Raw genomic sequence first — 26,422 nt, forward strand, 5'->3', positions numbered from 1 at the left:
GGCTTTCACCTCTTCCACCGTCCCCGCACGTTACGGTTCCGATGGAAGCGCCGGCCTCCGCCTGCCCGCGAACGTCTCGCGAAACACTCCGGCGACGGAAGCGGGGCTATTGTAGGCACGACGCGAAAGGGCGGGGATGAACGGCAGCGTTTTTCCTGGCCGATTTCTCTCACGGCCTTGATTTGCCTCATAGCGCTCCCCTCTGCCCTGCCGGGCGTCTCCCCCCACAAGGAGGGAGATCGGATGGGAAGCACCGGCTCCCCAAACAAGCAACCGTTCTACTCGGGAGGTGCTTGAGAGGCGGGAAGGCCATGCCGCTTGTGATCTCCCCCCTGTGGGGGAGACGCCCGGCAGGGCAGAGGGGGTGAAGCTGACCCACCAGGTTAGCTTGGGTCTCGGGCTGGCACTCGATAACCGGAGGACGCAGCCCTCAAACTTCCCCGGAAAACGTATCGCAGGCCTTCATGTCGCCGGTATCGAAGCCGCGCTTGAACCAGCGCATGCGCTGGGCGGACGTGCCGTGGTTGAAGCTTTCCGGCACGACATAACCCTGGCTGCGCTTCTGCAGCGTATCGTCGCCGATCTGCTGGGCGGCATTCAGGGCCTCCTCGAGGTCGCCGCGTTCAAGAATGCCCTTCTGCTCCGTGAACTTGCCCCAGACGCCGGCGAAGCAGTCCGCCTGCAGCTCGACGCGCACGGACATGCGGTTCGCCTCCGCCTCGCTCATGCGCTGGCGCGCCTGGTTGAAACGCGGCAGGATGCCGAGCAGGTTCTGCACATGGTGACCGATCTCGTGCGCGATCACATAGGCTTCGGCGAAATCTCCGGCCGCGTCGAAACGCTGGTCGAGTTCGCGGAAGAAATCCGTGTCGAGATAGACCTTGCGGTCTCCCGGGCAATAGAAGGGGCCGGTCGCTGAGGAGGCGAAGCCGCAGGCGGAACTGACCTGGCCGGAAAACAGAACCATCGTCGGCTTCTCGTAGCTGCCGCCATTCGCCTGGAAGATGCCGCTCCACGTATCCTCGGTCTCGGCGAGCACCGTCCGCACGAAGGCGGTCGTCTCGTCGTTTGCCGGCGCGCCGCCCGTCGACTGCTGGTAGCCGGAATCCTGCAGGCCGGTGTCGCCGCCCGAAAGCAGCGTCAGCGGATTGATGCCGGTGATCCAGCAGATGACCAGGATGACGACGATGCCGCCGATGCCGATCCCGCCGCCGCGGCGTCCGCCGCCTCCGATCGGGATGCGCATGCCGCCCCTGCCAAGCGGGCTGCCGCCCATCGAGGCTCCACGCTGGTCCTCGACATTGTCCGATTGACGGCGGCCTTTCCATTCCATCGCGGGTTCTCCTCTGGCGAAATCACGCTCGTCACGCGATATAGCGCAAAAAACGACAAAATCGAGCCGCCAGATTTCCCTTTCCAACCATTATCGCGTCACGCCGGCCCGCACTCAGGCGATCCGCAGGGCCTTCTTGCCCGGCAGGAAGACCGTCAGCAGCCCCAAGGCCGGCAGGAAGGCGCAGACCGTATAGACGAAGCTGATGCCGTAATGGTCGGCAAAGACGCCGAGGACCGCCGCCGCGATGCCGCCGATGCCGAAGGCAAGCCCGAAGAAGATGCCGGCGATCATGCCGACCCGGCCGGGCACCAGTTCCTGCGCCATCACGACGATCGCCGGGAAGGAGGAAGCCATGATGAAGCCGACGATCGCCGACAGCGCGATCGTCACCGGCAGGTTGGCGAACGGCATGGCGAGCGTGAAGGGCAGCGCGCCGAGGATCGAGAACCAGATCACCACCTTGGAGCCGAACCGGTCGCCGATCGGGCCGCCGATGACCGTCCCCAGCGCCACGGCGCCGAGGAAGATGAAGAGCATGATCTGCGACTGCTGGACCGTCACGCCGAAGCGCTCGATGACGAAGAACGTGTAATAGCTGCCGATGCTCGCCATGTAGATGTTCTTGGAAAAGGTGAGCAGGGCCAGTACGACGAGCGCCGTCGCCACCGTCCGCCGGGAAAGGCTGTGCGCGTTCAGTATCCGCTTGCGGCCCTTGTTGGCGAGCATGTGGGCCTTGTACCAGCGCGCCACCCAGGTCAGGATGACGATGCCGAGCATGGCGATGACCGAAAACCACGCTACGCTTCCCTGCCCGTTCGGAACGATGATGAAGGCCGCCAGCAGCGGGCCGATCGACTGGCCGAAATTGCCGCCCACCTGGAAGGTCGCCTGCGCGAAACCGTAGCGCCCGCCGGAAGCGAGCCGCGCGACGCGGGACGATTCCGGATGGAAGACCGCCGAGCCGATGCCAATCAGCGACGCCGCGACCACCAGCATCGGATAGGAATGCGCCCAGGCCAGCAGGAAGAGGCCGATGAAGGTCGATCCCATGCCGACCGGCAGCGAATAGGGATAGGGCTTCTTGTCGGTGACGATGCCGATCACGGGCTGCAGGAGCGAGGCCGTGCACTGGAACGCAAGCGTCAGGATGCCGATCTGCCAGAAGTCGAGCGCGAAATCCGCCTTCAGCATCGGATAGATCGCCGAAATCATCGACTGCATGATGTCGTTGAGCATGTGGCAGAAACTGACTGCCAGGATGATCGGCAGCACGGTCACCTCCGCTGCTGCGGCGGCGACGGGTTTCGAGGTTGCATCGGCCATGGGGTTCCTCCGCGCAAGCGGTCGTCGCGACGCTGGACACGATGGCCGTTGCTGCAAGTTTTCTTTCCTGCAGCACTAATCCCGCAACGCGCGGCTGTCCATGACAGCAACGCGGCTTACGGTACGGTTCGGAAAATTTTTGACGGAAATCAAGCTCTGCGCTCGGCCAGCCTCCACTGCAGGAACAGCAGTCCGGCGATGGCGGCGATGGCGAGCGGCAGGCCCCAGCCGGGGCCTCCGGAAAAGACGACGGCGTTCATGATGCGCCCGGGAACCAGCGTGAAAAGCCCGGCGATCACGATGCCGCCGAAATACATGCCGGTCACGGCCGCCTTGTGCGCCCGGATATTGCCGGCGCGGGCCGCGGCGATCGCCCGCCAGGCGCCGGCAAGCACGAAGATCGAAAGCAGGTGAATGGGGCTGAAACCGTAGAGCAGGTCGATCTCGTGGATGAAGAAGCTGGAAAGCGACGCCGCCGCCATGAGCGCCATCCAGACCCTGCCGAGCAGCCGGTGCAGGGACGTTCCCTTGCGGTTGAGAAGGATGAGGGCGCCCAGCGCTGCGGCCGGCAGGACCGCCGCGACGTGGATCTGCACGGCGGCCGGGGCTTCGAGAAGCGGCTGGAGATTCATGGGCGGCACCTTCCTGAAATTCGTCTGCCCGAAATTCGTCTGCTCGGAATTCGTGCCTGGAATTCGTCGGCGACCGAACCCCGGAGCGATTGCGTTTGAAGGCGGTTTCGGCCATGACTGGCCCATCCTCAACCGGAATGGCGCAGACGGCGGATAAACTTCGTGATTCACACGTTCTTCAGCTCCACGCTTCGTGAATTGCAGCTTTTCCTCCGCTCCTGGCGCTTCTGGACGACCTTCGCGCTCGTCGTCCTGATCTTCGCCGTCACCGGTCCCTACGGCACGTCGGAACGGATGATGCCGGGCATGCGGCTCGGTTATTGGCTGATCGTCCACGCGGTCGCCTGGACGATCGCCATCCTGTTCTCGGTCATGGCCGACGTGCTGCTTCGGCCGTACCTGCGCCATACGCTGGCGCGGATGATGATCGGCTCGCTGGCGGCGGCGCTGCCGATCGGCTTCGCGCTGGGCGCGATCGACTTCACCTTCACCGGCCGCTGGAACGAGATGGACGGCGGCCTCCGTCGCGCGCTCTTCGCCCTGCCGCTCTGCGCCCTCTTCTGCCTGCTCACCTACATGTCGATGCACCGGCAGATCGCCGCGGTTTCCGCCTCCCCGCCGGCAGCCCCCTCGCCGCCACCGCCATCGACAACGGAACCGGAAATCCTCGCCCGTCTCAAGCCGCAGAACCGCGGCCCGCTCGTCCGCCTGTCCGTCGCCGACCACTATACCGACGTCGTGACGACCCGCGGCCGCGAACTCGTCCTCATGCGTTTCGCCGACGCGCTGAAGGAGCTCGGCGGCACGTCCGGCCTGCAGGTCCACCGCTCCCACTGGGTGGCGGACCGGCATGTGGAAAGGCTCAGGCGCGACGACGGCAAGCTCTTCGTGGTCATGAAGGACGGCGCGGAAATTCCCGTCAGCCGCCCCAATCTGGACGCTGTCAGGAACCGTTTCGGCACACTTTGACCCGCGATGTCGATTCCTGTCGATTTGGCGATTTATGGGGTTCCGTTCGGAAAAACATTTGCCTATAAGCCGCTTCTAGCCTGAAAAGACCACGAACTGCGCACCCGGCCGGCAAATCTTCGCCCTGGCCGGTTTTTCGCGCAGGAAAAAGCGGAAAGACCTCCATGCCCAAGCGCCAAGACATCAAATCGATCCTCATCATCGGCGCGGGTCCGATCGTCATCGGCCAGGCATGCGAATTCGACTATTCCGGCACCCAGGCCTGCAAGGCGCTGAGGGAGGAAGGCTACCGGGTCATCCTGGTCAACTCCAATCCGGCGACGATCATGACCGATCCGGGCCTCGCCGACGCGACCTATGTCGAGCCGATCACGCCGGAAGTCGTGGCCAAGATCATCGCCAAGGAGCGCCCGGACGCGCTGCTGCCGACCATGGGCGGCCAGACGGCTCTGAATACCGCCCTCTCCCTCAAGAGAATGGGCGTGCTCGACCGTTACAATGTCGAGATGATCGGCGCCAAGCCCGCCGCCATCGACAAGGCCGAGGACCGCGCCCTCTTCCGCGAGGCGATGGCGAAGATCGGGCTCGAAACGCCCCGCTCGATGCTGGCGAACGCCACCGACATCAAGGATGCCGACCGCAAGACCCACGAGGCCGAGCGCGCCAAGCTGCGCGAGACCCTCACCGGCGCCGAGCTCGACAAGGCGCTGGATGCGCTGGAAAACCAGTGGAACCTCGGCGAGAGCGACCGCAAGCAGCGCTACATGAGCCATGCCATGGCGATCGCCGCCCAGGCGCTCGACCATGTCGGCCTGCCGGCGATCATCCGTCCCTCCTTCACGCTCGGCGGCACCGGCGGCGGCATCGCCTACAACCGATCGGAATTCTTCGAGATCGTCTCCGGCGGTCTCGACGCATCACCGACCACCGAGGTGCTGATCGAGGAGTCGGTGCTCGGCTGGAAAGAGTATGAGATGGAGGTGATCCGCGACAAGGCGGACAACTGCATCATCATCTGCTCGATCGAGAACATCGATCCGATGGGCGTCCATACCGGCGATTCGATCACTGTCGCGCCGGCCCTGACGCTGACCGACAAGGAATACCAGATCATGCGCAACGCCTCGATCGCGGTGCTGCGCGAGATCGGCGTGGAGACCGGCGGCTCCAACGTGCAGTTCGCCGTCAACCCGGCGGACGGCCGCCTCGTCGTCATCGAGATGAACCCGCGCGTGTCGCGCTCGTCCGCCCTCGCCTCCAAGGCGACCGGCTTTCCGATCGCCAAGGTCGCGGCGAAGCTCGCGATCGGCTACACGCTCGACGAGCTGGAAAACGATATCACCGGCGGCGCGACGCCCGCCTCGTTCGAACCGTCGATCGACTATGTCGTCACCAAGATCCCGCGCTTCGCCTTCGAGAAGTTCCCGGGCGCCTCGCCGGTCCTCACCACCGCGATGAAGTCGGTCGGCGAGGTCATGGCGATCGGCCGCACTTTCGCGGAATCGCTGCAGAAGGCGCTGCGCGGCCTCGAAACCGGCCTGACCGGCCTCGACGAGATCGAAATCCCGGGCCTTGAAGACGGCGAAGACCGCCATAACGCCATCCGCGCCGCAATCGGCACGCCGACCCCGGACCGTCTGCGCCAGGTCGCCCAGGCGCTGCGCCTCGGCATGTCGGAGGCGGAAGTCCACGAAGCCTGCAAGATCGACCCGTGGTTTATCGCCCAGTTCAAGGCGATCGTCGACATGGAAGCGCGCATCCGCGAGCACGGCCTGCCGGCCGACGCGGAAAACCTGCGCATGCTGAAGGCCATGGGCTTCTCCGACGCCCGCCTCGCAAGCCTGACGGCCAAACGCCCGAAGGAAATCGCGGAGCTGCGCAACAGCCTCGGCGTGCGCCCGGTCTTCAAGCGCATCGACACCTGCGCGGCCGAGTTCGCCTCGCCGACCGCCTACATGTACTCGACCTACGAAACGCCCTTCGTCGGCGCGCTCCGCTCCGAAGCTGAAGTCTCGGCCGCCAGGAAGGTCGTCATCCTCGGCGGCGGCCCGAACCGCATCGGCCAGGGCATCGAGTTCGACTATTGCTGCTGCCATGCCGCCTTCGCGCTGAAGGATGCGGGTTATGAAGCGATCATGATCAACTGCAATCCGGAAACCGTGTCGACCGACTACGACACCTCCGACCGCCTCTATTTCGAACCTCTGACGGCCGAGGACGTGATCGAGATCCTGCGCGCCGAGCAGGAAAAGGGCGAAGTCGTCGGCGTCATCGTCCAGTTCGGCGGCCAGACGCCGCTGAAGCTCGCCGAGGCGCTCGAAAAGAACGGCATCCCGATCCTCGGCACCGCGCCGGACATGATCGACCTCGCCGAAGACCGCGACCGCTTCCAGAAGCTTCTGATGAAGCTCGACCTCAACCAGCCGAACAACGGCATCGCCTATTCGGTCGAGCAGGCCCGGCTCGTCGCGGCCGAGATCGGCTTCCCGCTGGTCGTGCGCCCCTCCTACGTGCTCGGCGGCCGCGCCATGCAGATCATCCACTCGGAATCGATGCTGCAGACCTACCTGCTCGATACCGTTCCGGGCCTCGTGCCGGAAGACATCAAGCAGCGTTACCCGAACGACAAGACCGGCCAGATCAACACGCTGCTCGGCAAGAACCCGCTTCTGTTCGACAGCTACCTGACCAACGCCATCGAAGTCGATGTCGACTGCCTTTGCGACGGCACCGACGTTTATGTCGCCGGCATCATGGAGCATATCGAGGAAGCCGGCATCCATTCGGGCGACAGCGCCTGCTCGCTGCCGCCGCGCTCGCTCTCGAAGGACATGATCGACGAACTGGAGCGCCAGGCCAAGGCCATGGCGAAGGCGCTCAATGTCGGCGGCCTGATGAACGTGCAGTTCGCCATCAAGGACGGCACGATCTACGTGCTGGAAGTGAACCCCCGCGCCTCGCGCACCGTCCCGTTCGTCGCCAAGACCATCGGCGCGCCGATCGCCAAGATCGCCGCCCGTGTCATGGCCGGCGAAAAGCTCGATCCGGTCTTCGCCGCCTACGGCACGAAACCCGATCCGCGCGCGCTGAAACACATCGCCGTCAAGGAAGCCGTCTTCCCGTTCGCCCGTTTCCCCGGCGTCGATACGCTGCTCGGCCCGGAAATGCGCTCGACCGGCGAGGTCATCGGCCTCGACACCGATTTCGCGCTCGCGTTTGCCAAGTCGCAGCTCGGCGCCAATGTCGAACTGCCGCGCGACGGAACGGTCTTCGTCTCCGTCCGCGACGAGGACAAGGTTCGCGTGCTCCCGGCGATCCGCATCCTGACCGAGATCGGTTTCAAGGTTCTCGCGACCGGCGGCACGGCCCGCTTCCTCGGCGAGCACGGCATCACCGCAGCCAAGATCAACAAGGTTCTGGAAGGCCGTCCGCATATCGAGGACGCGATCCGCAACCGCCAGGTCCAGCTCGTCATCAACACGACGGACGGCAACAAGGCGATCTCGGATTCGAAGTCGCTGCGCCGCGCCACGCTGATGCAGAAGGTGCCCTATTACACCACCATGGCCGGCGCCGAGGCCGCAGCCATGGCCATCAAGGCGCTCAAGGCCGGCAACCTCGAAGTCCGGCCACTACAGGACTACTTCTGAGCGAACACGAGGCTTCCTGCGAAAGGCCTGCATCGCAAGAGATGCTGGCCTTCCAGCGGAAAGCCTACCTTGAATTGAATTTCACCGCCTCGGATGCTACGGTTAGACAGGGCATTCGGGGGGAGACATGTCCAAGAATATCGTCATTCTCTTCGACGGCACGTCGAACGAAATCGCGGCCGGCCGCACCAACGTTCTCAGGCTGTTCGGCACGCTCAAGCGGTCGGACGAACAGATCGTCTACTACGACCCCGGCGTCGGGACCTTCGGCGCGGCCAACGCCTGGTCGCGCTTCTACCGCAAATCCTTCGAAGTCTGGGGGCTCGCCACCGGCTGGGGCCTGGACCAGAATGTCAAGGAAGCCTACCGCTTTCTCGTCGAGAACTACGACCGGGGGCCTGCCGACGCCAACGGCCGCCATCCGGACCGAGATCGCATCTACATCTTCGGCTTCAGCCGTGGGGCATATTCGGCGCGCGTCCTTGCGGGGTTCATCCATGCCTTCGGCCTGACCGGCAAATACCATCTCAACCTGCTCGACTATGCCTACCGGACCTACAAGGGCATTCCGGCCATGGAAGAGCGGAACGGCGGAGATGCTGCCGGCGAAGGCGACGCGCCATCCGCCTTCCTCAGCATGCGGCTCTACGAGCGGATGCTCCGCAACGACCGGCCGCCGATCAAGCTGCTCGGGCTTTTCGATACGGTGGCTTCGGTCATCGAGCCGGGCAAATGGTATCCGCAGTTCAAGACGCACCCCTTCACCCGCAAGAATCCCAGTGTCGAATATGTCCGGCACGCCGTGGCGATCGACGAGCGGCGCACCATGTTCCAGCCCGAACTCTGGACACCCGGCCAGGACTATTGGGGCGGGCCGTTCAAGCCGAAAACCATCGCGCCGCAGGATTTCAGGGAAGTCTGGTTTGCCGGCGTCCACGGCGACGTCGGCGGCGGTTACGGGGAAGAGGAAAGCGGCCAGATCAAGATACCGCTCGACTGGATGATCCGGGAAACCGAGCCCACCGGCCTTGTCTATGTCACCCGCACGATCAACAACATCGTGCGCGGCAGGAACGGCAACAAATACGTTCCGCTCGATCCGCTGGAGCAACTCCACGATTCCATGACGGCCGGCTGGAAGATTCTCGAATATGTCCCGCGCCGCATCCCCGAGAATTCCTGGCGCAAACGCGGCAGCCGGAGCGGTCTCTACATGCCGCTCGGCGACCGGCGCCTGATACCGGACGGCGCCATGATCCATGAGTCGGTCAGGACCCGCATGAATGCGGGCGGATATCATCCATCCAACCTGCCGGACAGTCCCCGGTTCGTGCCCTGACCTGCCGGACCTGCCGCCTGACCGCCAGCGGCAAGACACTCTTTCAACGGCTTCTTCGCGAATTCGTTCGTCATACGTTCTGTTTTTGCGTGTCAAGTCATTGACAAAAAGACGGCCGTGGATTCTGATATGCGCGTGGGGAGCGCCTTGGGCAGGCTTTCGAAATTCCTAGCTTCGGCTGTCGAAATTCTGTTATAGTGACCTCAAATTGTGATGTTGCGATGGTTCCGAAGTTTCACTCCGGAACCTGTTTCTTTTTGTGTCCGCGGCATCCGCGGACATGAGTCTGAAGGACGATGAAATGGTTGAAAAGGTACCGATGACGCAGAACGGTTTCGCCAAGCTGCAGGAAGAACTGCGCTGGCGCCAGCAGGAGGAGCGTCCCCGTATCATCGAGGCAATTGCGGAAGCGCGCGCCCATGGCGACCTTTCGGAAAATGCCGAATACCATGCCGCCAAGGAGGCCCAGAGCCACAACGAGGGCCGCATCACCGAGCTTGAGGACCTGACGGCGCGCGCCGAGGTCATCGACCTGTCCAAGATGTCCGGTTCGAAGATCAAGTTCGGCGCCACCGTCAAGCTCGTCGACGAGGACACCGAGGAGGAAAAGACCTACCAGATCGTCGGCGACCAGGAAGCCGATGTGAAGGCAGGGCGCATCTCCATCTCCTCTCCGATCGCCCGCGCCATGATCGGCAAGGAGGCCGGCGATTCCATCGAAGTGGTCGCGCCGGGCGGCTCCAAGGGCTACGAGATTCTTTCCGTTTCCTGGGGCTGATCGCCCGTGGCCGGAAATGGCGATCCCGCCATCGTGGATATCCGTGACGTCGAGGTGATCGCGCCGAATTTCAAGCGGCGCCTCTCCGGCGTCACCTCCACGATCATCCAGCTCATCCCGGTCCAGAGATCGCTCGGCCAGAAGGTCGCGGCGCTGGGACCGGGGCTTCCCGCCGACCTGCCGCATATCCGCTATCGCGACCTGTTGCGGCTCTGGACCCCGCCTCGCGGCAAGCGCTTCCGCATCTGGCACGCGCGCCGCAATATCGAGATGCTGCCGGCGATCCTGATGCGCGACGTGCTGCGCATGCCGCTGAAGATCGTCTTCACGTCGGCTTCGCAGCGGCGCCATACGGGCTGGACCAAATGGCTGATATCGAGGATGGACGGCGTGATCGCCGTATGCGGGAAGACGGCCGGCTACCTGGCCGTGCCCAACACCGTCGTGCTGCACGGCATCGACACGGACCGTTTTTCGCCGCCGGCGGACAAGGCGGAGGCGAAGCGCGCCCGGGGGCTCGATCCGGAAAAGAAGATCGTCGGCTGCTTCGGCCGCGTCCGGCACCAGAAGGGCACCGACGTTTTCTTGGATGCGATGATCCGGCTGCTGCCGGACCGGCCGGATTGGGCGGCGATCATCGCCGGCCGCGCCACCGGACCGCATGTGGAGTTCGAAAAAGGCCTGAAGGCGAAAGTGGCCGCAGCCGGTCTTGCCGACCGCATCCTCTTCGTCGGCGAACACACCGATATCAACGAATGGTATCGCGCGCTCGACCTCTTCATCGCCCCGCAGCGCTGGGAAGGGTTCGGCCTGACGCCGCTCGAAGCCATGGCGACCGCCGTGCCGGTGGTCGCCACCGATGTCGGAGCCTTTCCGGAACTCCTGGTCATCGGTGACGAGGAAACGGGCGTTATCATCGACCGCGGCAGCGTCGACGCCATGGCCGAAGCTGCGGCGCGCTTCATGGACGACGACGCGCGCCGGCAGATGGCCGCAGCCCGCTCCCGCGCCCATGCCGTCGAGAACTTCAGCATCGAAGGCGAGGCCAAACGCCTCGGCAATATCTACCGGATCACGGCTTCCGCTTGAAAAGGTCGATATAGGCGTTTGCGACGGCCTCTTCGGAGAACTGGCCGACCAGCGTCGCGCGGCCGCCCTCGCCCACCTTCGCCGCGAGTTGCCTGTCGGAGATCAACTGGTTGATGGCGTGCGAGAATCCGGCGGTATCGTCGATATCGACGAGCAGGCCGTTCTCGCCGTCCCGCATGAACCAGGACGGCCCTTCCGAGCGCGACGAGACGACGGGCTTGCCCTGCGCCCACGCCTCGAAGATCACATTGCCGAGCGGCTCATGGCTCGACGGCATGACGAAGATGTCGGCAGCGGCGACGTAGGGCCGCGCATCCTTCTGCCAGCCGAGGAAGCGCACCCGGTTTTCCAGCCCGTGCTCCCGCACGACCGCTTCGAGCGCGTCCTTCTCCTCACCCTCGCCGGCGATCCACAGATAGGCGTCCGGCACGGCCGCCATGGCTTCGATCAGCAGGTGAATCCGCTTGCGCTTGACGAACCGCGCCATGGTCATGACGAGCGGCACGCCCTCCGGCGTATCGGCAACGGCTCTCGCAACAGGCGCCACGATCGCCGTGTCGGTGAAGTTCGAGATCACCTCGACGCCCCGGTCCCAGCCGAGATTGTTGCGCACATGATCCGCGATCCCGGGGGTGTTGCAGACGAGGATATCGGAATTCTTGAAATAGCCGAGATGGGTCGGGTAGTCGCCGAGGCGCGAGAGCTTGATGCCGCCCCTGTAGGCCGGCATCAGGCGCGCGCCCCGCGTCGACCAGGAAATGATCGCGTCCGGCTTTTCCTTCTCGGCCAGCAGGCGAACCCTGATCGGCAGGAGAAGACGATCGATCGAAAGATTGCGGAAATTGCTCTGGATGACGCGGGCATGGGCCTCGACATCCGGACGCCAGCGCCGGTTCCAGCGCATCACGGCGGTCTGCTCCACGCCCCGCCGCGCGAGCGCGCCAACCAGATGCACGAAGAATTTCTCCGCCCCGCCGTCCTTGCCGAAAATATACTGATGAACCCGCATTGGCCCTGTCCTGCCCTTGTTCTTCTGCCGCTTTGGATACCGAAAGTCAGCATTTACAGGCAGCGCCGCCTATATGTTACGGTTGAAAAAACAGTGCAAGGGCCTCCGTCCGGCTGTCCCGGAAATGTTGCCGCTTATGCGATCCCCACGTCGCCATCGGCTCGCAGGAAAGCCATTTCGGACAGGACCAACAGCTTTCTGAAGGAATCGGTCGCGATATTGCAGAGAATGACTTCCATCGACCGCTTTGAGGAATTATCGCAGGTCGGACAACGGGAAGAGCCGTGGCGGACAGGAAACTGCGACCATTCCGCCGGAAAGGCCCAGAAAGGGTATGATGCCATCGCTTGAAACCTATGTGATCAACCTGGACGGCAGCAATGACCGTCTGCAGGCCATCAGCAAGCGTTTGTCGGATTTCGGCGTGGCCTTCGAGCGCGTGTCCGCCGTCGACGGTCGCAAGCTCGATCTTTCCACCCTCCCCGACTACGATCCGGACCGGGCGGAACGGTATATGGGCCGCAGCCTTGTCGGTGGCGAAATCGGCTGCTACCGCAGCCATCTGAAAGTCGCGGAACGGTTCCTCGCCTCCGACGCCCGCTATGCGCTGGTTCTGGAAGACGATGCGCTGCCGCTCTGCAATCCGGTCGAACTGCTCGAAAGGGCGCTCCCCGACCTGGAGGCCGCGGACCCGCATTGGCGGCTGATCAACATCGGCAACAACAAGCTGAAGATCGCCACCTCCCTGAAACGCTATGGGGTCGGCGGGCATGACTGCGAACTCGTGGCGGCCCATTATTTCCCGATGACGACAAGCGCCATCGTCTGGTCGCGGGAGGGCGCGCGGCTCTTCATTGAAGAGCATGGCAAGATTTTCGCACCCGTCGACAACTACTTCCGCTACTGGCTGACGCGGACCGGCCACGGCTACTCCTTCTGGCCGGCCCCCGTCACGACGACGGAAGCGACAAGCCAGATCCTTTCCGGCGCCGGCCATGCGAGAAAGACCAACAAGCGGAAATGGTATTACGGCCTCGCCAAGCAGCTCCGCCTCTTCCAGGACAAGCTGATCGCCTGGAAACAAAAGAAACGGTTCGGCGTCTCCGCCGGCGGAGACTGATCCCGCCTCCGGAAGGGGCAGGATTCTCGCCACAAAGATGACGATGGGAAAAGGAGCTTTCTCAAGCCTCGCCGCTATCGAAAAGCGATACGATGAAACCTTGCTCGACGAGCTGACGAGGGCCTTCGAAGCGGACGCTCCCCGGATAGGAAAAGGCAATTTCCTTGTCGGCGGAAATCTTCTGCATGATCTTCACATATTCCCGCGCGCCGCCAAAATGCTGCCCTCCGTCGACAGCCTCCTGAACACGCTCCTGATAGTCGGAAAAGAACTTGAAATGGAGCAGAACGCCGAAAATCGGCGAAAAATTGCGTTGGTAAGGCAAAGGCTGATGGATGTTTTCGCCGAGGGAGCATTCGCTGTCCCAGAATATCAAGGGATACTTCATCAGGTCGACGTCCGACCCGAACAGGCGCTTCCGTGCCCCACCGCGTATCCGCACGAAGCGTGCGTTCTTCACGACGTTATATCCGTCCCGGTCGTAACAGTCGGCGACCTGCCACGGCATCAGGTCGTTTTCTCCGGTGAACTCGGCTGCGGCTATATGGCCTGACGGATACATATCGATCATCGGCGCCGCCAGTCTTCGGATCGAATGCTCCTCGAGACGCCGGATCAAGGCCCGCAGAGGCATTTCAAAGCACCGGTCATAGATGAGGAACTCATCGGAATCCACATTCAGATACCAACGACCGGAGCCATAGATCCCGAATATCTCCTGGCGCCAGCTTTTCCCCCGCCTGGCATCCTTATAGCGAAGGCGCGAACTCCACAGGTCCACATCCGCCTGGGACGCCAGGTATTCGCTGGAACCGTCCGTGGACTGATCATCCACGCATATGAAACGCGTGACACCCAGCTTGCGATAGTGAGAGAGGAACGAGGGGAGAAGACGCCGGTCATTGCGCGAGAGAAAGATCAGCGGAATGTCGTCCTGCGACAATGCGCGCAACTCCTGCGGAGAGGCAAGCTGCAGGGATTTGTCTTCGGGAAAGACGCGGATGCGCTTTCTCGACCTGTTCGTTCCGTGCCAGGCCAAGACTCGCTCGACGAAGGAACGACTCCACAACTGCCCCTTCATGCCGGGCATCGGATAAATGGTTTCAGGCATTCGCCCCTCATCGCTGAAATATCGAAAGGATCGCTTAGATTTCCACGAGCCCGAGCTGCTTCACCTGCCGGATCGTCAGCATGGTGCGGACGGTGTCCACATGCTCGTCGGCGGTCAGGACCTCGATGACGAAATCCTGGAAGACCGTGAGGTTCTGCGCCGCGCAGCGAAGCAGGAAATCGCTGTCGCCGTTCACCATCCAGGCCTCGCGCACCAGCGGCCATTGCTGCACCTTGGCCGCAAAGGCCTTGAGGTCCGCATCCGACTGCCGCTTCAGGCCCACCATGCAGAAGGCCACGAGATCGAAGCCGAGCTTCGGGCCATTGAGAAGCGCATGGTAGCCTTCGATGATCCCCCCCTCCTCCAGCTTGCGCACGCGGCGCAGGCAGGGCGGCGCCGAAATGCCCACCCGCTCCGCCAGCTCGACATTCGTCATTCGCCCGTCGCGCTGAAGCTCCCTGAGGATTTTGATGTCGATGGCGTCCAGATCGGCACGAAGCACGGCTTCCCCCTTTTGTCGGAAGGCTTTTAGCGAAAACGACGGTTAACGCAAGGATCACGCCTTGCATGCCAACTGATCTGTTATTAATGCAAGGCTGCCCTTGCATTCATGCATGGATCGCTCTTAGATGACATTTTGAAAGCGGCAGACCGGATGTCGACCCCCTATATGAGGGCGCAGAAACATGAGTCGATCGGTCTTTGAAAGGAAATTGTCTATGTCCGCCCGTCATACGGAGGTTTTGATCATCGGTTCCGGCCCGGCCGGCTACACCGCCGCGATCTATGCGGCCCGCGCCATGCTGAAACCCGTGCTGATCGCCGGCCTGGAACAGGGCGGCCAGCTCATGATCACCACCGATGTGGAGAACTATCCAGGCTTCGGCGATCCGATCCAGGGCCCCTGGCTCATGGAGCAGATGCTCAAGCAGGCGACCCATGTCGGCGCGGAGATCGTCAACGACCTCGTGACCGGGGTCGAGCTCGATCATCGCCCCTTCACGGTGCGCACCGATTCCGGCACCGTCTGGACCGCCGATACCCTCATCATCTCCACCGGCGCTAAGGCGAAATGGCTGGGGATTGAAAGCGAGCAGCACTTCCAGGGCTTCGGCGTGTCCGCCTGCGCCACCTGCGACGGCTTCTTCTATCGCAACAAGGACGTGATCGTCGTCGGGGGCGGCAATTCCGCCGTCGAGGAGGCGCTGTACCTCTCGAATATCGCCAAGTCGGTCACCGTCGTGCATCGGCGCGACAGTTTCCGCTCGGAAAAGATCCTGCAGGAACGCCTCTTCCAGCGCCCGAACGTCAGCGTCCTGTGGAATACCGAGGTCGCCGAGATCACCGGCAAGCCCGCCAAGGCGCCGCTGCCTCCGTCGGTCGAGGGCGTCAAGCTCCGCAACACCCAGACCGGTGCGATCACCGAGCGGCCGATCGACGGCGTCTTCGTCGCGATCGGCCACGCTCCCGCCACCGAACTTTTCAAGGGCAAGCTGAAGATGAAGCCCAACGGTTATCTCTGGACGGCGCCGGATTCCACGGCGACGGACGTGCCGGGCGTCTTTGCCGCCGGCGACGTGACGGACGACACTTTCCGCCAGGCGATCACCGCCGCCGGCATGGGCTGCATGGCAGCCCTGGAGGCGGAACGCTATCTGGCCGGCATTCAGCCGGTGGCCGTTGCCGCGGAGTGACGTTCAGGGATGGGTATGCCGCTTGATTGGGACAAATTGCGTATTTTTCACGCGGCGGCGGAGGCTGGCTCCTTCACACACGCGGCCGATAAGCTTCACCTGTCCCAATCGGCCATCAGCCGTCAGGTCAGCGCGCTCGAGCAGGATGTGGGGGTCAAGCTCTTCCATCGTCACGCACGCGGCCTGATCCTCACCGAGCAGGGCGAGCTTCTCTACCGCACCGCCCATGACGTGCTGCTGAAGCTCGAAACCGTGAAGGTGCAGCTGACCGAGACGACCGAAAAGCCGTCCGGCAAGCTGCGCGTCACCACAACCGTCGGCCTCGGCCAGGGCTGGCTCACCGACAAGGTGCAGGAATTCCTGCAGCTCTATCCGGAAATGTCGATCCAGCTCATCCTCGACAACGAGGAAGTGGATGTGAACATGCGCCATGCGGACTGCGCCATCCGGCTGCGTCAGCCGCAGCAGTCCGATCTCATCCAGCGCAAGCTCTTCACCGTGCATATGCACGTCTACGCAGCGCCCTCCTATATCAACCGCTACGGCGAGCCTCAGTCGGTCGAGGACCTCGACAACCACCGCATCATCACGTTCGGCGAACCCGCGCCGAACTATCTTCTCGACGTCAACTGGCTGGAATATGCCGGTCGCTCCTCGGACAACACGCGCACGCCGCACCTGCAGATCAACAGCCAGACCTCGATCAAGCGGGCCTGCCTGCTCGGCATCGGGATAGCCTGCCTGCCGGACTATATCGTCGGTCGCGACCCCGGACTGATTCAGCTTGCGCTCAACGCGGATATTCCGTCCTTCGACACCTATTTCTGCTATCCGGACGAAATGAAGAACGCTGCAAAGCTCAAAGTTTTTCGCGATTTCATCGTCGGCAAGGCGCGCAACTGGAATTTCTGAGGCGCGGCCAGCCGAATCCCCTGTCTTCAAATTCCTTCAAATCTGAAGCGTTTCAGCCCTTTACGGTAGCCTGATATGTGTTCATGGAGCTTTTGCGACAACAGCATTGCGCTTCATGCATGGCTGGCCTGCACAAAAGGGCATTGTTCACTGCACAAAAAACCACCATATCGCACACAGCTGATGCACATGGTGGCTTTTCCTCCCAGTTCCACCGCAGCAGCTGTTCCCCTCTGGAGGTTTTTTGACCTTCACACTTAAAGGGCCCTGGAGCAATCCGGTGGCCCTCTTTTTTTGCCCGCCCGGAACGAACGCGACCTGACGCCATACGAGCCCCGGTTGAAACTTCTGTTCAATATTCCATCCGCCCCCTTGTCGAACGGACAACCGGCTCCCATATTAGGGTCGGCCGGCGCTTCCCGACGACCTCCCAGTCGTCCGTGCTGGCTGTTCCCCTCTGGAGGTTTTGACCTTCACAACTGAAAGGGCCCTGGACTGATCCAGCGGCCCATTTTTTTTACGAGATTCCATTTCTTCGCAAACGCCTTCCTTTAAATCGGCAGCGGACGATATATATATCGGTAAATTCCGATATGGACCCTGATCATGGACAAGACGGAAATCCTCAAGGCGCTGGCACATCCCACCCGGGTCGAATTCCTGGAATGGATGAAGGAGCCGGAGCATCATTTCTCCGATCAGGCGCATCCGCTCGACATGGGCATCTGCGCCAACCAGTTCGAAAAGCGTTGCGGCCTCTCCCAATCCACGGTCTCGGCGCATCTTTCGACGCTCGAAAAGGCCGGGTTGCTCAAGATCAACCGCGTCGGCCAATGGGCGTTCTATCACCGCAATGAAGAAACCATTGCGGCGTTCCTCGACGAGCTGCGATCGACCCTGTGATCCCCGCCCGCCTCCCTCCAACTGCAAAATAAGGAAATTTCCATTGTCCAGCCTTTTTGATCCGGTCAAGTTCGGCGATATCGAACTTTCCAACCGCCTCGTCATGGCGCCGCTGACGCGCAACCGGTCGCCGAAGGCGATCCCGAACGACCTCAACGTCACCTACTACGAACAGCGCGCCACCGCCGGCCTCATCGTCACGGAAGGCACGCCGATCACCCAGCAGGGCCAGGGTTACGCGGATGTGCCGGGCCTTTACCTGCCGCAGTCGGTCGAGGGCTGGAAGAAGGTCACCAGCGCCGTGCACAAGAGAGGCGGCAGGATCGTCACCCAGATCTGGCATGTCGGCCGCATCTCGCATGTCTCGCTGCAGCCGAACGGCGGCGCTCCGGTCGCACCTTCCGCCATCCCGGCCGGCAGCAAGACCTACATCATCAATCCCGACGGCAGCGGCGCTTTCGTGGAAACGTCCGCGCCCCGTGCGCTGGAGCATTCCGAAATCGCCGGCATCGTCGATGATTTCCGTAAGGGTGCCCGCGCCGCGATCGATGCCGGTTTCGACGGTATCGAACTGCACGGCGCCAACGGCTATCTGATCGACCAGTTCCTGAAATCGGGTGCCAACCAGCGCACCGACGAATACGGCGGTTCGATCGAAAACCGCGCCCGCTTCCTGCTGGAAGTGGTCGACGCGGTCACGGCGGAAATCGGCGCGGGCCGCGTCGGCATCCGGCTGTCGCCGGTCACCCCCGGCAACGGCATCACCGAGACCGATCCGCAGCCGCTGTTCAACCACGTGGTCGAACGGCTCGGGCCGCGCGGCCTCGCCTTCATCCATGTGATCGAAGGCGCCACCGGCGGTGACCGCGGCTTCTTCCAGGGCGACAAGCCCTTCGACTACCAGGAACTGAAGGCCACCTACCGCAAGGCCGGCGGCACCGGGGGCTGGCTGGTCAACAACGGCTATGATCGCGAAAGCGCCATCGAAGCCGTGGAGAGCGGTTATGCCGATGCGGTCGCCTTCGGCAAGCTGTTCATCGCCAATCCGGACCTCGTCCAGCGCTTCAGGGACAATGCGCCGTTGAACGAGCTGGACAAGGCGACCCTCTACGGTGGCGGCGCCAAGGGTTACACGGACTATCCGGCGCTCGAAGCCGTCGCCTGAAAGGCCTGACGAAAATGACGGGGCCGCTTCTCTCGCGGCCCCTGTTCTCGTCATCGCTCCGTCCGGGCCGTGCGCGCCAGGAGAACGCTGACCACCGTCATGGCGACCGCATTGGTCGGATGCAGGGCCTGAATGACGCCGATCCCCTCGCCCGCGATGACGAAGACGAACTGCAGGCAATAGAGCGCGAAGAGCAGGATGACGGGCAACCGATAGGCCCTGAGCGCCGGACGCGCCAGAGCCAGGCCGGCAAGGCCGAGGATCGGCAGAGCCAGCACCCCGCCCATCACGGCGTGAACCTCCCACATCGAGCCGTCCGAGAAGATCGCCAGACCGGCGAGGAAGACCTGTCCGCCGATCAGGACCGGCAAGGCAAGAGCCAGAATGCGGAAGGCGACAGGCACGGCGCCGCGCGTCGCCACAAGGGAAGCGTCCGTCATGCGGCCCTCCCGGCGTCGACGCTCGGCAGCGGCAGGGCGTGAGATCGGGAGCGTCCGGCGTCGAGGCAGCCGAGGTCGGCAAGGGTTGCCCGGACGGCTTCGTCGATCGGCGTCGACGGCTCCTCGCCGAGGAACTCGATGAGCTTTTCATTGCTCATTCGCACCTCCTCCCTCCAGAGATAATGCATCTCTCCAAGTTCGCGGAACAGCGGCACGAAAGGCGAGGCAAGTGCGAGCAGCCACCACGGGAAAGCCCGGACCTTTGGCTTCCCTCCGACGACGCGGCTGATCGCCGCGATCATTTCGCGGCCGTCCCCGTCCCAGAACCCGTTCATGTGGAAAAGCGCGAAGCGCGGCAGATCGTTCCTCCGGTCGACGAGCCGCAGCATGGTCTCGGCGACATCCGGCAGATAGGCCCATTGATGGCCGGTCCCGCCGGCATTCGGCCGGCTTACGGACGTCACCGGCTTGCCGGGCTTCACCAGACCCTGTCCGAACCAGCTGTTGCCGGCGCCCGGACCGAAATAATCGCCGCCCCGCACGATCAGGACCGGGACGCCCCCTTCCGAAGCCGCCTTCAGCCGCCGCTCGAGCTCGACACGGATCGCTCCCTTGCGGGTGACGGGAGTCTGCGGGCTGTCCTCGGCAATCACCGGAAAAGCATCCGGCCCGTAATTATAGACCGTGCCCGGCAGCAGGATGCGGGCGCCGACGGCGCGCGCCGCGGCGACCGTATTGTCCAGCATCGGCAGGACCAGCTTCTCCCAGTCCCTGTAGCCCGGAGGATTGACGGCATGCACGATGAGCTGCGCATCCTGGGCCGCACGACGAACCTCGGCGGCGTTCATCGCGTCCCCCTGGAGCCAATGGAAACGCGGCTCGCGCCGGGCGGCTTCGGCGGCATTGCGGTTCAATGCACGCACCGTCCAGCCACGGGCAAAGAGCCCGCGCGCCACATGGCCGCCGATCCCTCCTGTGGCACCGAGCACGAGAGCGACGGGTTTGACGATCGATGTATCGGTCATGGCGATATTCCTTTCGCAGCGGTTTCGATGGCTGGAATATCGCCTTTTCCGATGATATACGGAATTGGAAGAAATTCTTTGGCATCCATACGAAAATGAATGATATCGACTGGGGATTCTACCGTACGTTCCTCGCCGTCCTGCGTCTGGGATCGCTCTCGGCCGCGGCACGCGAGCTCGGCATCACGCAGCCTACGGTCGGCCGTCATATCGACGCCCTGGAACAGGCTGTCGGCTGCCAGCTCTTCACCCGCTCGCAGCAGGGCCTGCTGCCCACCGAGCCCGCCGTGGCGCTGAAACCCTATGCGGAAAACCTGGCCGCCACGACCGCCGCCATGCAGCGGCTTGCCTCCGGCGAATTCGGCAAGGTCCAGGGAACGGTCAGGATCAGCGCCAGCGACGTGATCGGCGTCGAAGTCCTGCCGCCGATCCTCGCCGCCCTCCAGGACGAGCATCCGGGCCTGGAACTGGAACTGTCGCTGTCGGATTCCCTGGAGGATCTCCTGAGACGGGAGGCGGATATCGCGGTGCGCATGACAAGTCCGGCGCAGGATGCGCTTGTCGCCCGCCACATCGGCGGAATCCCGCTCGGGCTCCATGCCCATCGCCGCTACGTGGAACGGCACGGGCTTCCCGGACATGCCGGAGAGCTTTCACGGCACCGGCTGATCGGCTTCGACCGCCGCACCGCCTTTGTCCGCACGGCGGCGGAACGCATCCGCGCCGCCTCCCCGACATTTCCCGCACTGGAAGATATCCGCTGGAGCTATCGCTCCGACAGCAACCTCGCCCAGCTCGCGGCGATCCGCGCGGGGGCCGGCATCGGCATCTGCCAGGTCGGGATCGCCAGACGCGAGCCTGATCTCGTCCGGGTCCTGCCCGACCTGTTCGAACTGCCGCTCGATACCTGGGTCGCCATGCACGAGAACTTGAAATCCTCGCCACGCTGGCGTGTCACCTTCGACGCACTTGTCAAAGGCCTCTTGGAATATGTCCGCGGTTGACGGCCTCAGCGGGCGTTGACGCTCTCGTCGCCATCGACGACCTCGGCTTCCGGACGATCGCCACCATCGCTGTATTCGGTGTGCCAGACGCCCTTGTCGTCCTGCCAGCTTATTTCTTCCGGCTCCCCGCCCACCTGCTGTTCGGCGGCCACGATGCGCGCCGCCTGCAATGCATCGGAATGGGTGGGAAAAGTCTCCGAGTAGACGTCGCCCAGGCGATACGCCCAACCGCCATCGTGCTGCACGACTTTATAGACAACCTTGGTCATACTCCCTCCTTCTTCTTCGGTGGCCGCATCGATCCCGCAGGCTTCGTGTCCACGCGCGGCATCGGGGGTAAAAGGCAAAAAGGGTGCCGCGACGCTCCAGCCACCGTCGAAATTATGTCATCAAAGCGCGGTCGCCGCAAATCCCGGGAGCGAAAACCGGACGACCTTGATGCAGCAAGTTGTCGCGTTAGAATTGAGCCGGCAGGAACAAGGAGCTGGCGGTGGGGCTTTTCTCTCTTCTGAAACAGGAAAGATTTCTCGTCATCGCGCTCGTCGCCGTCTTCATCGCATATGCGGTGGAGCATTCCGTCCTGGAAGCCGGCCAGACCGCATCGGCGGTCGCCGCCATCGCCCTCGTCGCCGTCATCATCCTCACCTCGACGCGTGTCGCCCACCATGCGGAAGTGCTCGCCCACAAGGTCGGCGATCCCTACGGCACGATGATCCTCACGCTCTCGGCCGTGGCGGTCGAGGTGCTGATCCTCGCGATCATGATGGGCAACACGAATTCGCCGACGCTGGTGCGCGACACGATCTATGCCGCGGTCATGCTGGATATCAACGGCATTCTCGGCCTTGCCGCGCTGCTCGGCGGGCTGCGCCACGGCGAACAGCCCTATAACGACGATTCGAGCCGCACCTACAGCGTGATGATCCTGACGGCCATGGGCATTTCCATGATGGTGCCGGAATTCATCCCCTCCGACCGGTGGCACTACTATTCCGCGTTCACCATCGGCGCGATGATCGCGCTCTACGCGCTCTTCCTGCGCATGCAGGTCGGCACGCACAGCTACTTCTTCAGCTATACCTATCCGCGCGCCGACAAGGCTGCGACAGGTGCCCCGGCGCCGGTGGAAGAGGCCATGGCGGAACCGGCCGCGGTTTCCATCGGGATCATCCTGTTCGGCGTCCTCGTCATCGGCCTGCTGGCGGAGTTCATGTCCACCTTCATGAATGTCGGGATCGAGGGAACCGGCGCGCCGCCGGCCCTGATGGCGGTCGTGGTCGCGGCCATTTCCGCCGCGCCGGAAATCCTGACCGCACTGCGCGCCGCGCTCCGCAACCGCATGCAATCGGTCGTCAACATCGCCATGGGCGCCTCGCTCTCGACCGTCATCCTCACCGTGCCGGTCATGGAGGCGATCGCCCTTTACAGCGGCCAGCCCTTCGTCATGGCCATGACCCCGGTGCAGACGGTGATGGTGGTCATCACCCTGATCGTCGCCGCGATCAACCTGAACGACGGCCAGACGAATGCAATCGAAGGCATGACCCACTTCGTCCTCTTCGCCACCTTCGTGATGCTGACGATCCTCGGCCTCTGACGAAAAACGATTCCATATCAACGGATTGCGCATGCATACGGAATCGGATTGAGAAGGCATTGAATCAATCTGTGAAATATGCTGTCTCGCCCTGACAGGCCCGCGCCTGTATACATGCCTTCACCGCTGCCGGCTCCGGCAGCTTGTATATGCGATATGGAGGAACCCCATGCCAACCCCGCCCTACAGAGCCGATCACGTCGGATCGCTCCTGCGTCCCGCTTCCGTGAAGGAAGCCCGCAAGAAATTCTACGAAGACAGGAGCATCTCGGCCGCGGAGCTGAAAGCCGTCGAGGATGAAGCCATCAAGGACCTCGTGAAGCTGCAGGAGGGCGTCGGCCTCAAAGTCGTCACCGATGGCGAAGCCCGGCGTCATTTCTGGCACTACGACTTCCTCGGCGAACTCGAGGGCATGGAATTCGTCACCCGCGAGGCCCACAAGGGCGTCACCTTCCACGGGATCAAGCTTCCGCCGACCTTCCCGACGATCAACGGCAAGCTCGACTTCCCGGACAACCATCCGCATCTGGAGCACTTCAAATATCTCGCCTCGGTGACCAAGGTCACGCCGAAGATCTCCATCCCCGGCCCGAGCGTCGCCCACTACCGCACGGCGCGCGCCGACATTCACCCGGCGGAATACCAGGACGTCGAAGTACTCTTCGCCGACCTCGCCAAGACCTACGCCAAGGCCGTGCAGAAGTTCTATGAAGCCGGCTGCCGCTACCTGCAGATGGACGACATCTATTTCGCCTATCTCGGCGACGAGAAGCAGCGCGCCATGAAGCGGGAAGAAGGTTTCGACCCCGACTGGCTGATCGGGAAATATGCCTGGATGATGCACGAGGCGATCAAGGACCGCCCGAAGGACATGCTGATCGGCATGCACATGTGCCGCGGCAACTTCCGCTCCACCTGGGCCGCCGAGGGCGGTTATGACGCGGCCGCCGACGCCATCTTCAACCATACCGGCGTCGACATGTTCTTCATGGAATACGATACCGAACGCGCCGGCGGCCTGCAGCCGCTCAGCCTGCTCCGCAAGGGGTCGAAGCAGCGCGTCTATCCGGGCTTCATCACCACCAAGACCGGGGAGCTGGAAAGCCTCGATTCGCTCCGCCGCCACTTTGACGAAGCCTCCAAATACGTCGACCTCGACCAGCTCGGCATCGCGCCGCAATGCGGTTTCGCGTCGACCGAGGAAGGAAACTCGATCACCGAGGACGATCAGAAGCGGAAGCTGGAACTCGTCGTCAAGACTGCCGAGGCCATCTGGGGCACGGCCTGACCCCTGTTGCGCCGCAACCCACAACAGGTTGCGGCGCCTCCTCTTGAGAAAAAAATTCTTCGCGGTAATTCTAACACCGTACGTCGCCAACGAGGGAGCACGACATGGGTATCTTCGACAAGATCAAGAACGCTATTTTCGGACGGGCGGAAGCGGCCGAGACCGCCGCACCTGCAACACCTGCCGCCCCCGCGCCGACAGCGGCGCCTTCGTCGGCATCGGCTCCGGCCGCCACGCAGGCAGCCCCGGCGGCTCCTGCCCCTTCGACTTCGGCCCCCGTGGATGTCACCCCCATCCTGGACGCCGCCGTCAAGCAAAGCGGCCAGAAACTCGACTGGCGCAAGTCGATCGTCGACCTGATGAAGGCGCTTGATCTTGATTCCAGCCTCGGGGCCCGCAAGGAGCTTGCGGAAGAGTTGGGCTATACGGGCGCAAAGGACGGCTCGGCCGAGATGAATATCTGGCTGCACAAGGCCCTGATGAAGAAGCTCTCCGAAAACGGCGGCAAGGTTCCGGCCGACCTTCTCGACTGAGTCTCGCCGAGAGACAGAACAAACGATGGGCCCGCCTTCGAGGCGGGCTTGTTTTTTCCGGGGAGCCCGATGGGAACCCGATAAAATTATCTTGAATGCCCCGTGTGCAACCATTCCGGACAAGCGCACTAGATGAAGGCTACGACACGGGCCTCTCCGCAACCTGCGGAAGAGCCTTTCCGGCCTGCGGCCAACGCCGCCCATCGAAGGGAGTTCACGATGAAACGTTCCAGCCTTCTCCTCACCGGTTCGGCCCTTCTTGCCGCGCTCGTCGCGGTATCGGCCCATGCTCAGACCGCGGGCCGGCCCGCCGAGACCAAACGGCCCAATGCGCCCAACCAGCAACCCGCCTTCGCCGGCCAGACCCGCGCGCCGCAACCGGACCGGATGCCGAGGATCACGCAGGAAGTCGTCGCCGACGACCTGCCGCATCTCTGGGCGATGGAATTCCTGCCCGATGGCCGCATGCTGGTCACCGCCAAACGGGGCGCCATGCACATCATCTCCGAGAAAGGCGAGGCCGGCCCCGCGATAAAGGGCGTTCCCAAGGTCCTTTCCGGCGGCCAGGGCGGATTGCTGGATGTCGCGCTCGCTCCCGACTACGCAAGTTCCGGCCTGATCTTCTTCTCCTTCTCGGAAGAACGCCAAGGGGGCAACGGCACGTCCGTCGCTTCCGCCAGGCTGGTCCCGGACGACAATGGCGGCGGCAGGCTGGAAAACGTCAACGTCATCTTCCGCCAGATGCCGAGCTATGACGGCAACAAGCATTTCGGCTCCCGCCTCGTCTTCGGCCCCAGCGGCGAGCTTTACGTGACCGTCGGCGAACGTTCCGATCCGGAGCCGCGCGTGCAGGCGCAGGATCTTTCAAGCGGTCTCGGCAAGGTCTTCCGCATCGACATGAACGGCAAGGCGCTGCCCGACAATCCCTTCGTCGACCAGGGCGGCGCGCAACCGGAAATCTGGAGCCTCGGGCATCGGAACCTGCAATCCGCCACCCTCGACGGTCAGGGCCGCCTGTGGACGGTCGAGCACGGACCGCGCGGCGGTGACGAACTGAACCGCCCCGAGGCCGGCAAGAACTATGGCTGGCCGGAGGTCACCTACGGCATCGAATACAGCGGCTCGCCGGTCGGCAAGGGCATCACGGCGACAGCCGAAACCGAACAGCCGGTCTATTACTGGGACCCGGTCATCGCGCCTTCCGGCATGGCCTGGTACGATGCCGACGCCATCCCCGAGTGGAAGGGTTCGTTCCTGATCGGCGGGCTCGTGGCCCAGGGCGTCGTGGTCGTTCACATGGATGGCGACAAGGTCGCCCATGAGGAGCGCGTGCCGCTTCAGGCCCGCATCCGGGACGTCAAGGTCGGCCCCGATGGCGCCGTCTATGCCGTTACCGAGCAACGTGGCGGCGGCGGTTCGGCGATCCTGCGGCTGACCCGGACCTGAGACCGGAAAAGCAGAAGACCCGCCATTGCCGGCGGGCCTCCTCTATTGAAATCCGTTAC

Annotated in this window: 24 protein-coding genes; 15 read left to right on the forward strand and 9 right to left on the reverse strand. The window is 63.2% G+C overall.

What is annotated here, in order from left to right; genetic code table 11:
* Positions 1–430 precede the first annotated feature (430 nt).
* From ypfJ to ACFFP0_RS04190, 3 genes are all read right to left on the reverse strand, one after another.
* Positions 431–1,333 (reverse strand): KPN_02809 family neutral zinc metallopeptidase, encoded by a 903-nt coding sequence (ypfJ, locus tag ACFFP0_RS04180; RefSeq protein WP_377256676.1) that lies wholly within the window; start codon positions 1,331–1,333, stop codon positions 431–433.
* 114 nt (positions 1,334–1,447) lie between these two features.
* Complete coding sequence (locus ACFFP0_RS04185; RefSeq protein WP_377256679.1) at positions 1,448–2,659, reverse strand: MFS transporter; 1,212 nt, start codon at positions 2,657–2,659, stop codon at positions 1,448–1,450.
* A gap of 149 nt (positions 2,660–2,808) precedes the next feature.
* On the reverse strand, positions 2,809–3,291 hold the full coding sequence (locus ACFFP0_RS04190; RefSeq protein ID WP_377256683.1) for a DUF2306 domain-containing protein: 483 nt from the start codon (positions 3,289–3,291) through the stop codon (positions 2,809–2,811).
* A gap of 162 nt (positions 3,292–3,453) precedes the next feature.
* On the opposite strand from ACFFP0_RS04190, the gene ACFFP0_RS04195 reads away from it, so the two are divergent.
* From ACFFP0_RS04195 to ACFFP0_RS04215, 5 genes are all read left to right on the forward strand, one after another.
* The gene (locus ACFFP0_RS04195; protein ID WP_377256686.1) at positions 3,454–4,260 is read left to right on the forward strand and encodes a LytTR family DNA-binding domain-containing protein; all 807 of its coding nucleotides are present in this window, start codon (positions 3,454–3,456) and stop codon (positions 4,258–4,260) included.
* A 164-nt stretch (positions 4,261–4,424) separates the two neighbouring features.
* A complete protein-coding gene (gene carB, locus ACFFP0_RS04200) occupies positions 4,425–7,910 on the forward strand; it encodes a carbamoyl-phosphate synthase large subunit (RefSeq protein ID WP_377256690.1) in 3,486 nt (1,161 codons plus the stop codon).
* Positions 7,911–8,037: 127 nt separating this feature from the next.
* Complete coding sequence (locus ACFFP0_RS04205) at positions 8,038–9,249, forward strand: T6SS phospholipase effector Tle1-like catalytic domain-containing protein (RefSeq protein ID WP_377256693.1); 1,212 nt, start codon at positions 8,038–8,040, stop codon at positions 9,247–9,249.
* A 301-nt stretch (positions 9,250–9,550) separates the two neighbouring features.
* The gene (gene greA / locus ACFFP0_RS04210; protein WP_377256696.1) at positions 9,551–10,027 is read left to right on the forward strand and encodes a transcription elongation factor GreA; all 477 of its coding nucleotides are present in this window, start codon (positions 9,551–9,553) and stop codon (positions 10,025–10,027) included.
* 30 nt (positions 10,028–10,057) lie between these two features.
* Complete coding sequence (locus ACFFP0_RS04215) at positions 10,058–11,116, forward strand: glycosyltransferase family 4 protein (protein ID WP_377257041.1); 1,059 nt, start codon at positions 10,058–10,060, stop codon at positions 11,114–11,116.
* On the opposite strand, the gene ACFFP0_RS04220 is transcribed toward ACFFP0_RS04215, so the two are convergent.
* A complete protein-coding gene (locus tag ACFFP0_RS04220) occupies positions 11,100–12,125 on the reverse strand; it encodes a glycosyltransferase (protein WP_377256699.1) in 1,026 nt (341 codons plus the stop codon). The two genes, ACFFP0_RS04215 and ACFFP0_RS04220, sit on opposite strands and share 17 nt — an antisense overlap.
* A 337-nt stretch (positions 12,126–12,462) precedes the next feature.
* On the opposite strand from ACFFP0_RS04220, the gene ACFFP0_RS04225 reads away from it, so the two are divergent.
* Entirely contained in the window at positions 12,463–13,245 is a 783-nt protein-coding gene (locus ACFFP0_RS04225) for a glycosyltransferase family 25 protein (RefSeq protein ID WP_377256702.1), read from the forward strand.
* Positions 13,246–13,306: 61 nt separating this feature from the next.
* Here the strand turns inward: ACFFP0_RS04225 and ACFFP0_RS04230 are convergent, their stop codons facing one another.
* Both ACFFP0_RS04230 and ACFFP0_RS04235 read right to left on the reverse strand, forming a co-directional pair.
* The gene (locus tag ACFFP0_RS04230) at positions 13,307–14,356 is read right to left on the reverse strand and encodes a glycosyltransferase family 2 protein (RefSeq protein WP_377256705.1); all 1,050 of its coding nucleotides are present in this window, start codon (positions 14,354–14,356) and stop codon (positions 13,307–13,309) included.
* A 34-nt stretch (positions 14,357–14,390) separates the two neighbouring features.
* Positions 14,391–14,858 carry an Lrp/AsnC family transcriptional regulator gene (locus ACFFP0_RS04235; protein ID WP_377256708.1) on the reverse strand — a complete coding sequence of 156 codons (468 nt, stop codon included), beginning with the start codon at positions 14,856–14,858 and terminating at the stop codon, positions 14,391–14,393.
* A gap of 217 nt (positions 14,859–15,075) precedes the next feature.
* Between ACFFP0_RS04235 and trxB the strand changes: the two genes are divergently transcribed.
* The 4 genes from trxB to ACFFP0_RS04255 all read left to right on the forward strand — a co-directional run bounded on the left by trxB (position 15,076) and on the right by ACFFP0_RS04255 (position 19,030).
* Entirely contained in the window at positions 15,076–16,050 is a 975-nt protein-coding gene (trxB, locus tag ACFFP0_RS04240; protein ID WP_377256711.1) for a thioredoxin-disulfide reductase, read from the forward strand.
* Positions 16,051–16,065: 15 nt separating this feature from the next.
* Positions 16,066–16,962 (forward strand): LysR family transcriptional regulator VtlR, encoded by an 897-nt coding sequence (locus ACFFP0_RS04245; RefSeq protein ID WP_377257044.1) that lies wholly within the window; start codon positions 16,066–16,068, stop codon positions 16,960–16,962.
* A gap of 606 nt (positions 16,963–17,568) precedes the next feature.
* The gene (locus ACFFP0_RS04250) at positions 17,569–17,865 is read left to right on the forward strand and encodes an ArsR/SmtB family transcription factor (RefSeq protein ID WP_377256714.1); all 297 of its coding nucleotides are present in this window, start codon (positions 17,569–17,571) and stop codon (positions 17,863–17,865) included.
* A 43-nt stretch (positions 17,866–17,908) separates the two neighbouring features.
* Positions 17,909–19,030 carry an alkene reductase gene (locus ACFFP0_RS04255; protein WP_377256717.1) on the forward strand — a complete coding sequence of 374 codons (1,122 nt, stop codon included), beginning with the start codon at positions 17,909–17,911 and terminating at the stop codon, positions 19,028–19,030.
* A 50-nt stretch (positions 19,031–19,080) separates the two neighbouring features.
* Here ACFFP0_RS04255 and ACFFP0_RS04260 read toward each other — a convergent pair whose 3' ends face one another.
* Both ACFFP0_RS04260 and ACFFP0_RS04265 read right to left on the reverse strand, forming a co-directional pair.
* The gene (locus ACFFP0_RS04260; protein ID WP_377256720.1) at positions 19,081–19,470 is read right to left on the reverse strand and encodes a DUF6220 domain-containing protein; all 390 of its coding nucleotides are present in this window, start codon (positions 19,468–19,470) and stop codon (positions 19,081–19,083) included.
* Positions 19,467–20,495: an NAD-dependent epimerase/dehydratase family protein gene (locus ACFFP0_RS04265; protein WP_377256723.1), complete on the reverse strand. Its 1,029-nt coding sequence runs from the start codon at positions 20,493–20,495 to the stop codon at positions 19,467–19,469. Before ACFFP0_RS04265 ends, ACFFP0_RS04260 begins: the two co-directional genes overlap by 4 nt.
* A 95-nt stretch (positions 20,496–20,590) precedes the next feature.
* Here ACFFP0_RS04265 and ACFFP0_RS04270 point away from each other — a divergent pair, with 95 nt between their 5' ends.
* The gene (locus ACFFP0_RS04270) at positions 20,591–21,499 is read left to right on the forward strand and encodes a LysR family transcriptional regulator (protein ID WP_377256726.1); all 909 of its coding nucleotides are present in this window, start codon (positions 20,591–20,593) and stop codon (positions 21,497–21,499) included.
* A 5-nt stretch (positions 21,500–21,504) separates the two neighbouring features.
* Here ACFFP0_RS04270 and ACFFP0_RS04275 read toward each other — a convergent pair whose 3' ends face one another.
* Entirely contained in the window at positions 21,505–21,768 is a 264-nt protein-coding gene (locus ACFFP0_RS04275) for a DUF2188 domain-containing protein (RefSeq protein WP_377256729.1), read from the reverse strand.
* Between the two features lie 221 nt (positions 21,769–21,989).
* Between ACFFP0_RS04275 and ACFFP0_RS04280 the strand changes: the two genes are divergently transcribed.
* The 4 genes from ACFFP0_RS04280 (at position 21,990) to ACFFP0_RS04295 (ending at position 26,363) form a co-directional block, all read left to right on the forward strand.
* Complete coding sequence (locus tag ACFFP0_RS04280; RefSeq protein WP_377256732.1) at positions 21,990–23,096, forward strand: calcium:cation antiporter; 1,107 nt, start codon at positions 21,990–21,992, stop codon at positions 23,094–23,096.
* Between the two features lie 169 nt (positions 23,097–23,265).
* A complete protein-coding gene (locus ACFFP0_RS04285; RefSeq protein WP_377256736.1) occupies positions 23,266–24,384 on the forward strand; it encodes a 5-methyltetrahydropteroyltriglutamate--homocysteine S-methyltransferase in 1,119 nt (372 codons plus the stop codon).
* A gap of 104 nt (positions 24,385–24,488) precedes the next feature.
* Positions 24,489–24,917 carry a DUF3597 domain-containing protein gene (locus ACFFP0_RS04290; RefSeq protein ID WP_377256739.1) on the forward strand — a complete coding sequence of 143 codons (429 nt, stop codon included), beginning with the start codon at positions 24,489–24,491 and terminating at the stop codon, positions 24,915–24,917.
* A gap of 219 nt (positions 24,918–25,136) precedes the next feature.
* Entirely contained in the window at positions 25,137–26,363 is a 1,227-nt protein-coding gene (locus tag ACFFP0_RS04295) for a PQQ-dependent sugar dehydrogenase (protein WP_377256743.1), read from the forward strand.
* Positions 26,364–26,422: the final 59 nt, after the last annotated feature.

The organism is Neorhizobium puerariae (genome assembly GCF_042429745.1).
GTDB classification, from domain to species: domain Bacteria; phylum Pseudomonadota; class Alphaproteobacteria; order Rhizobiales; family Rhizobiaceae; genus Neorhizobium; species Neorhizobium puerariae.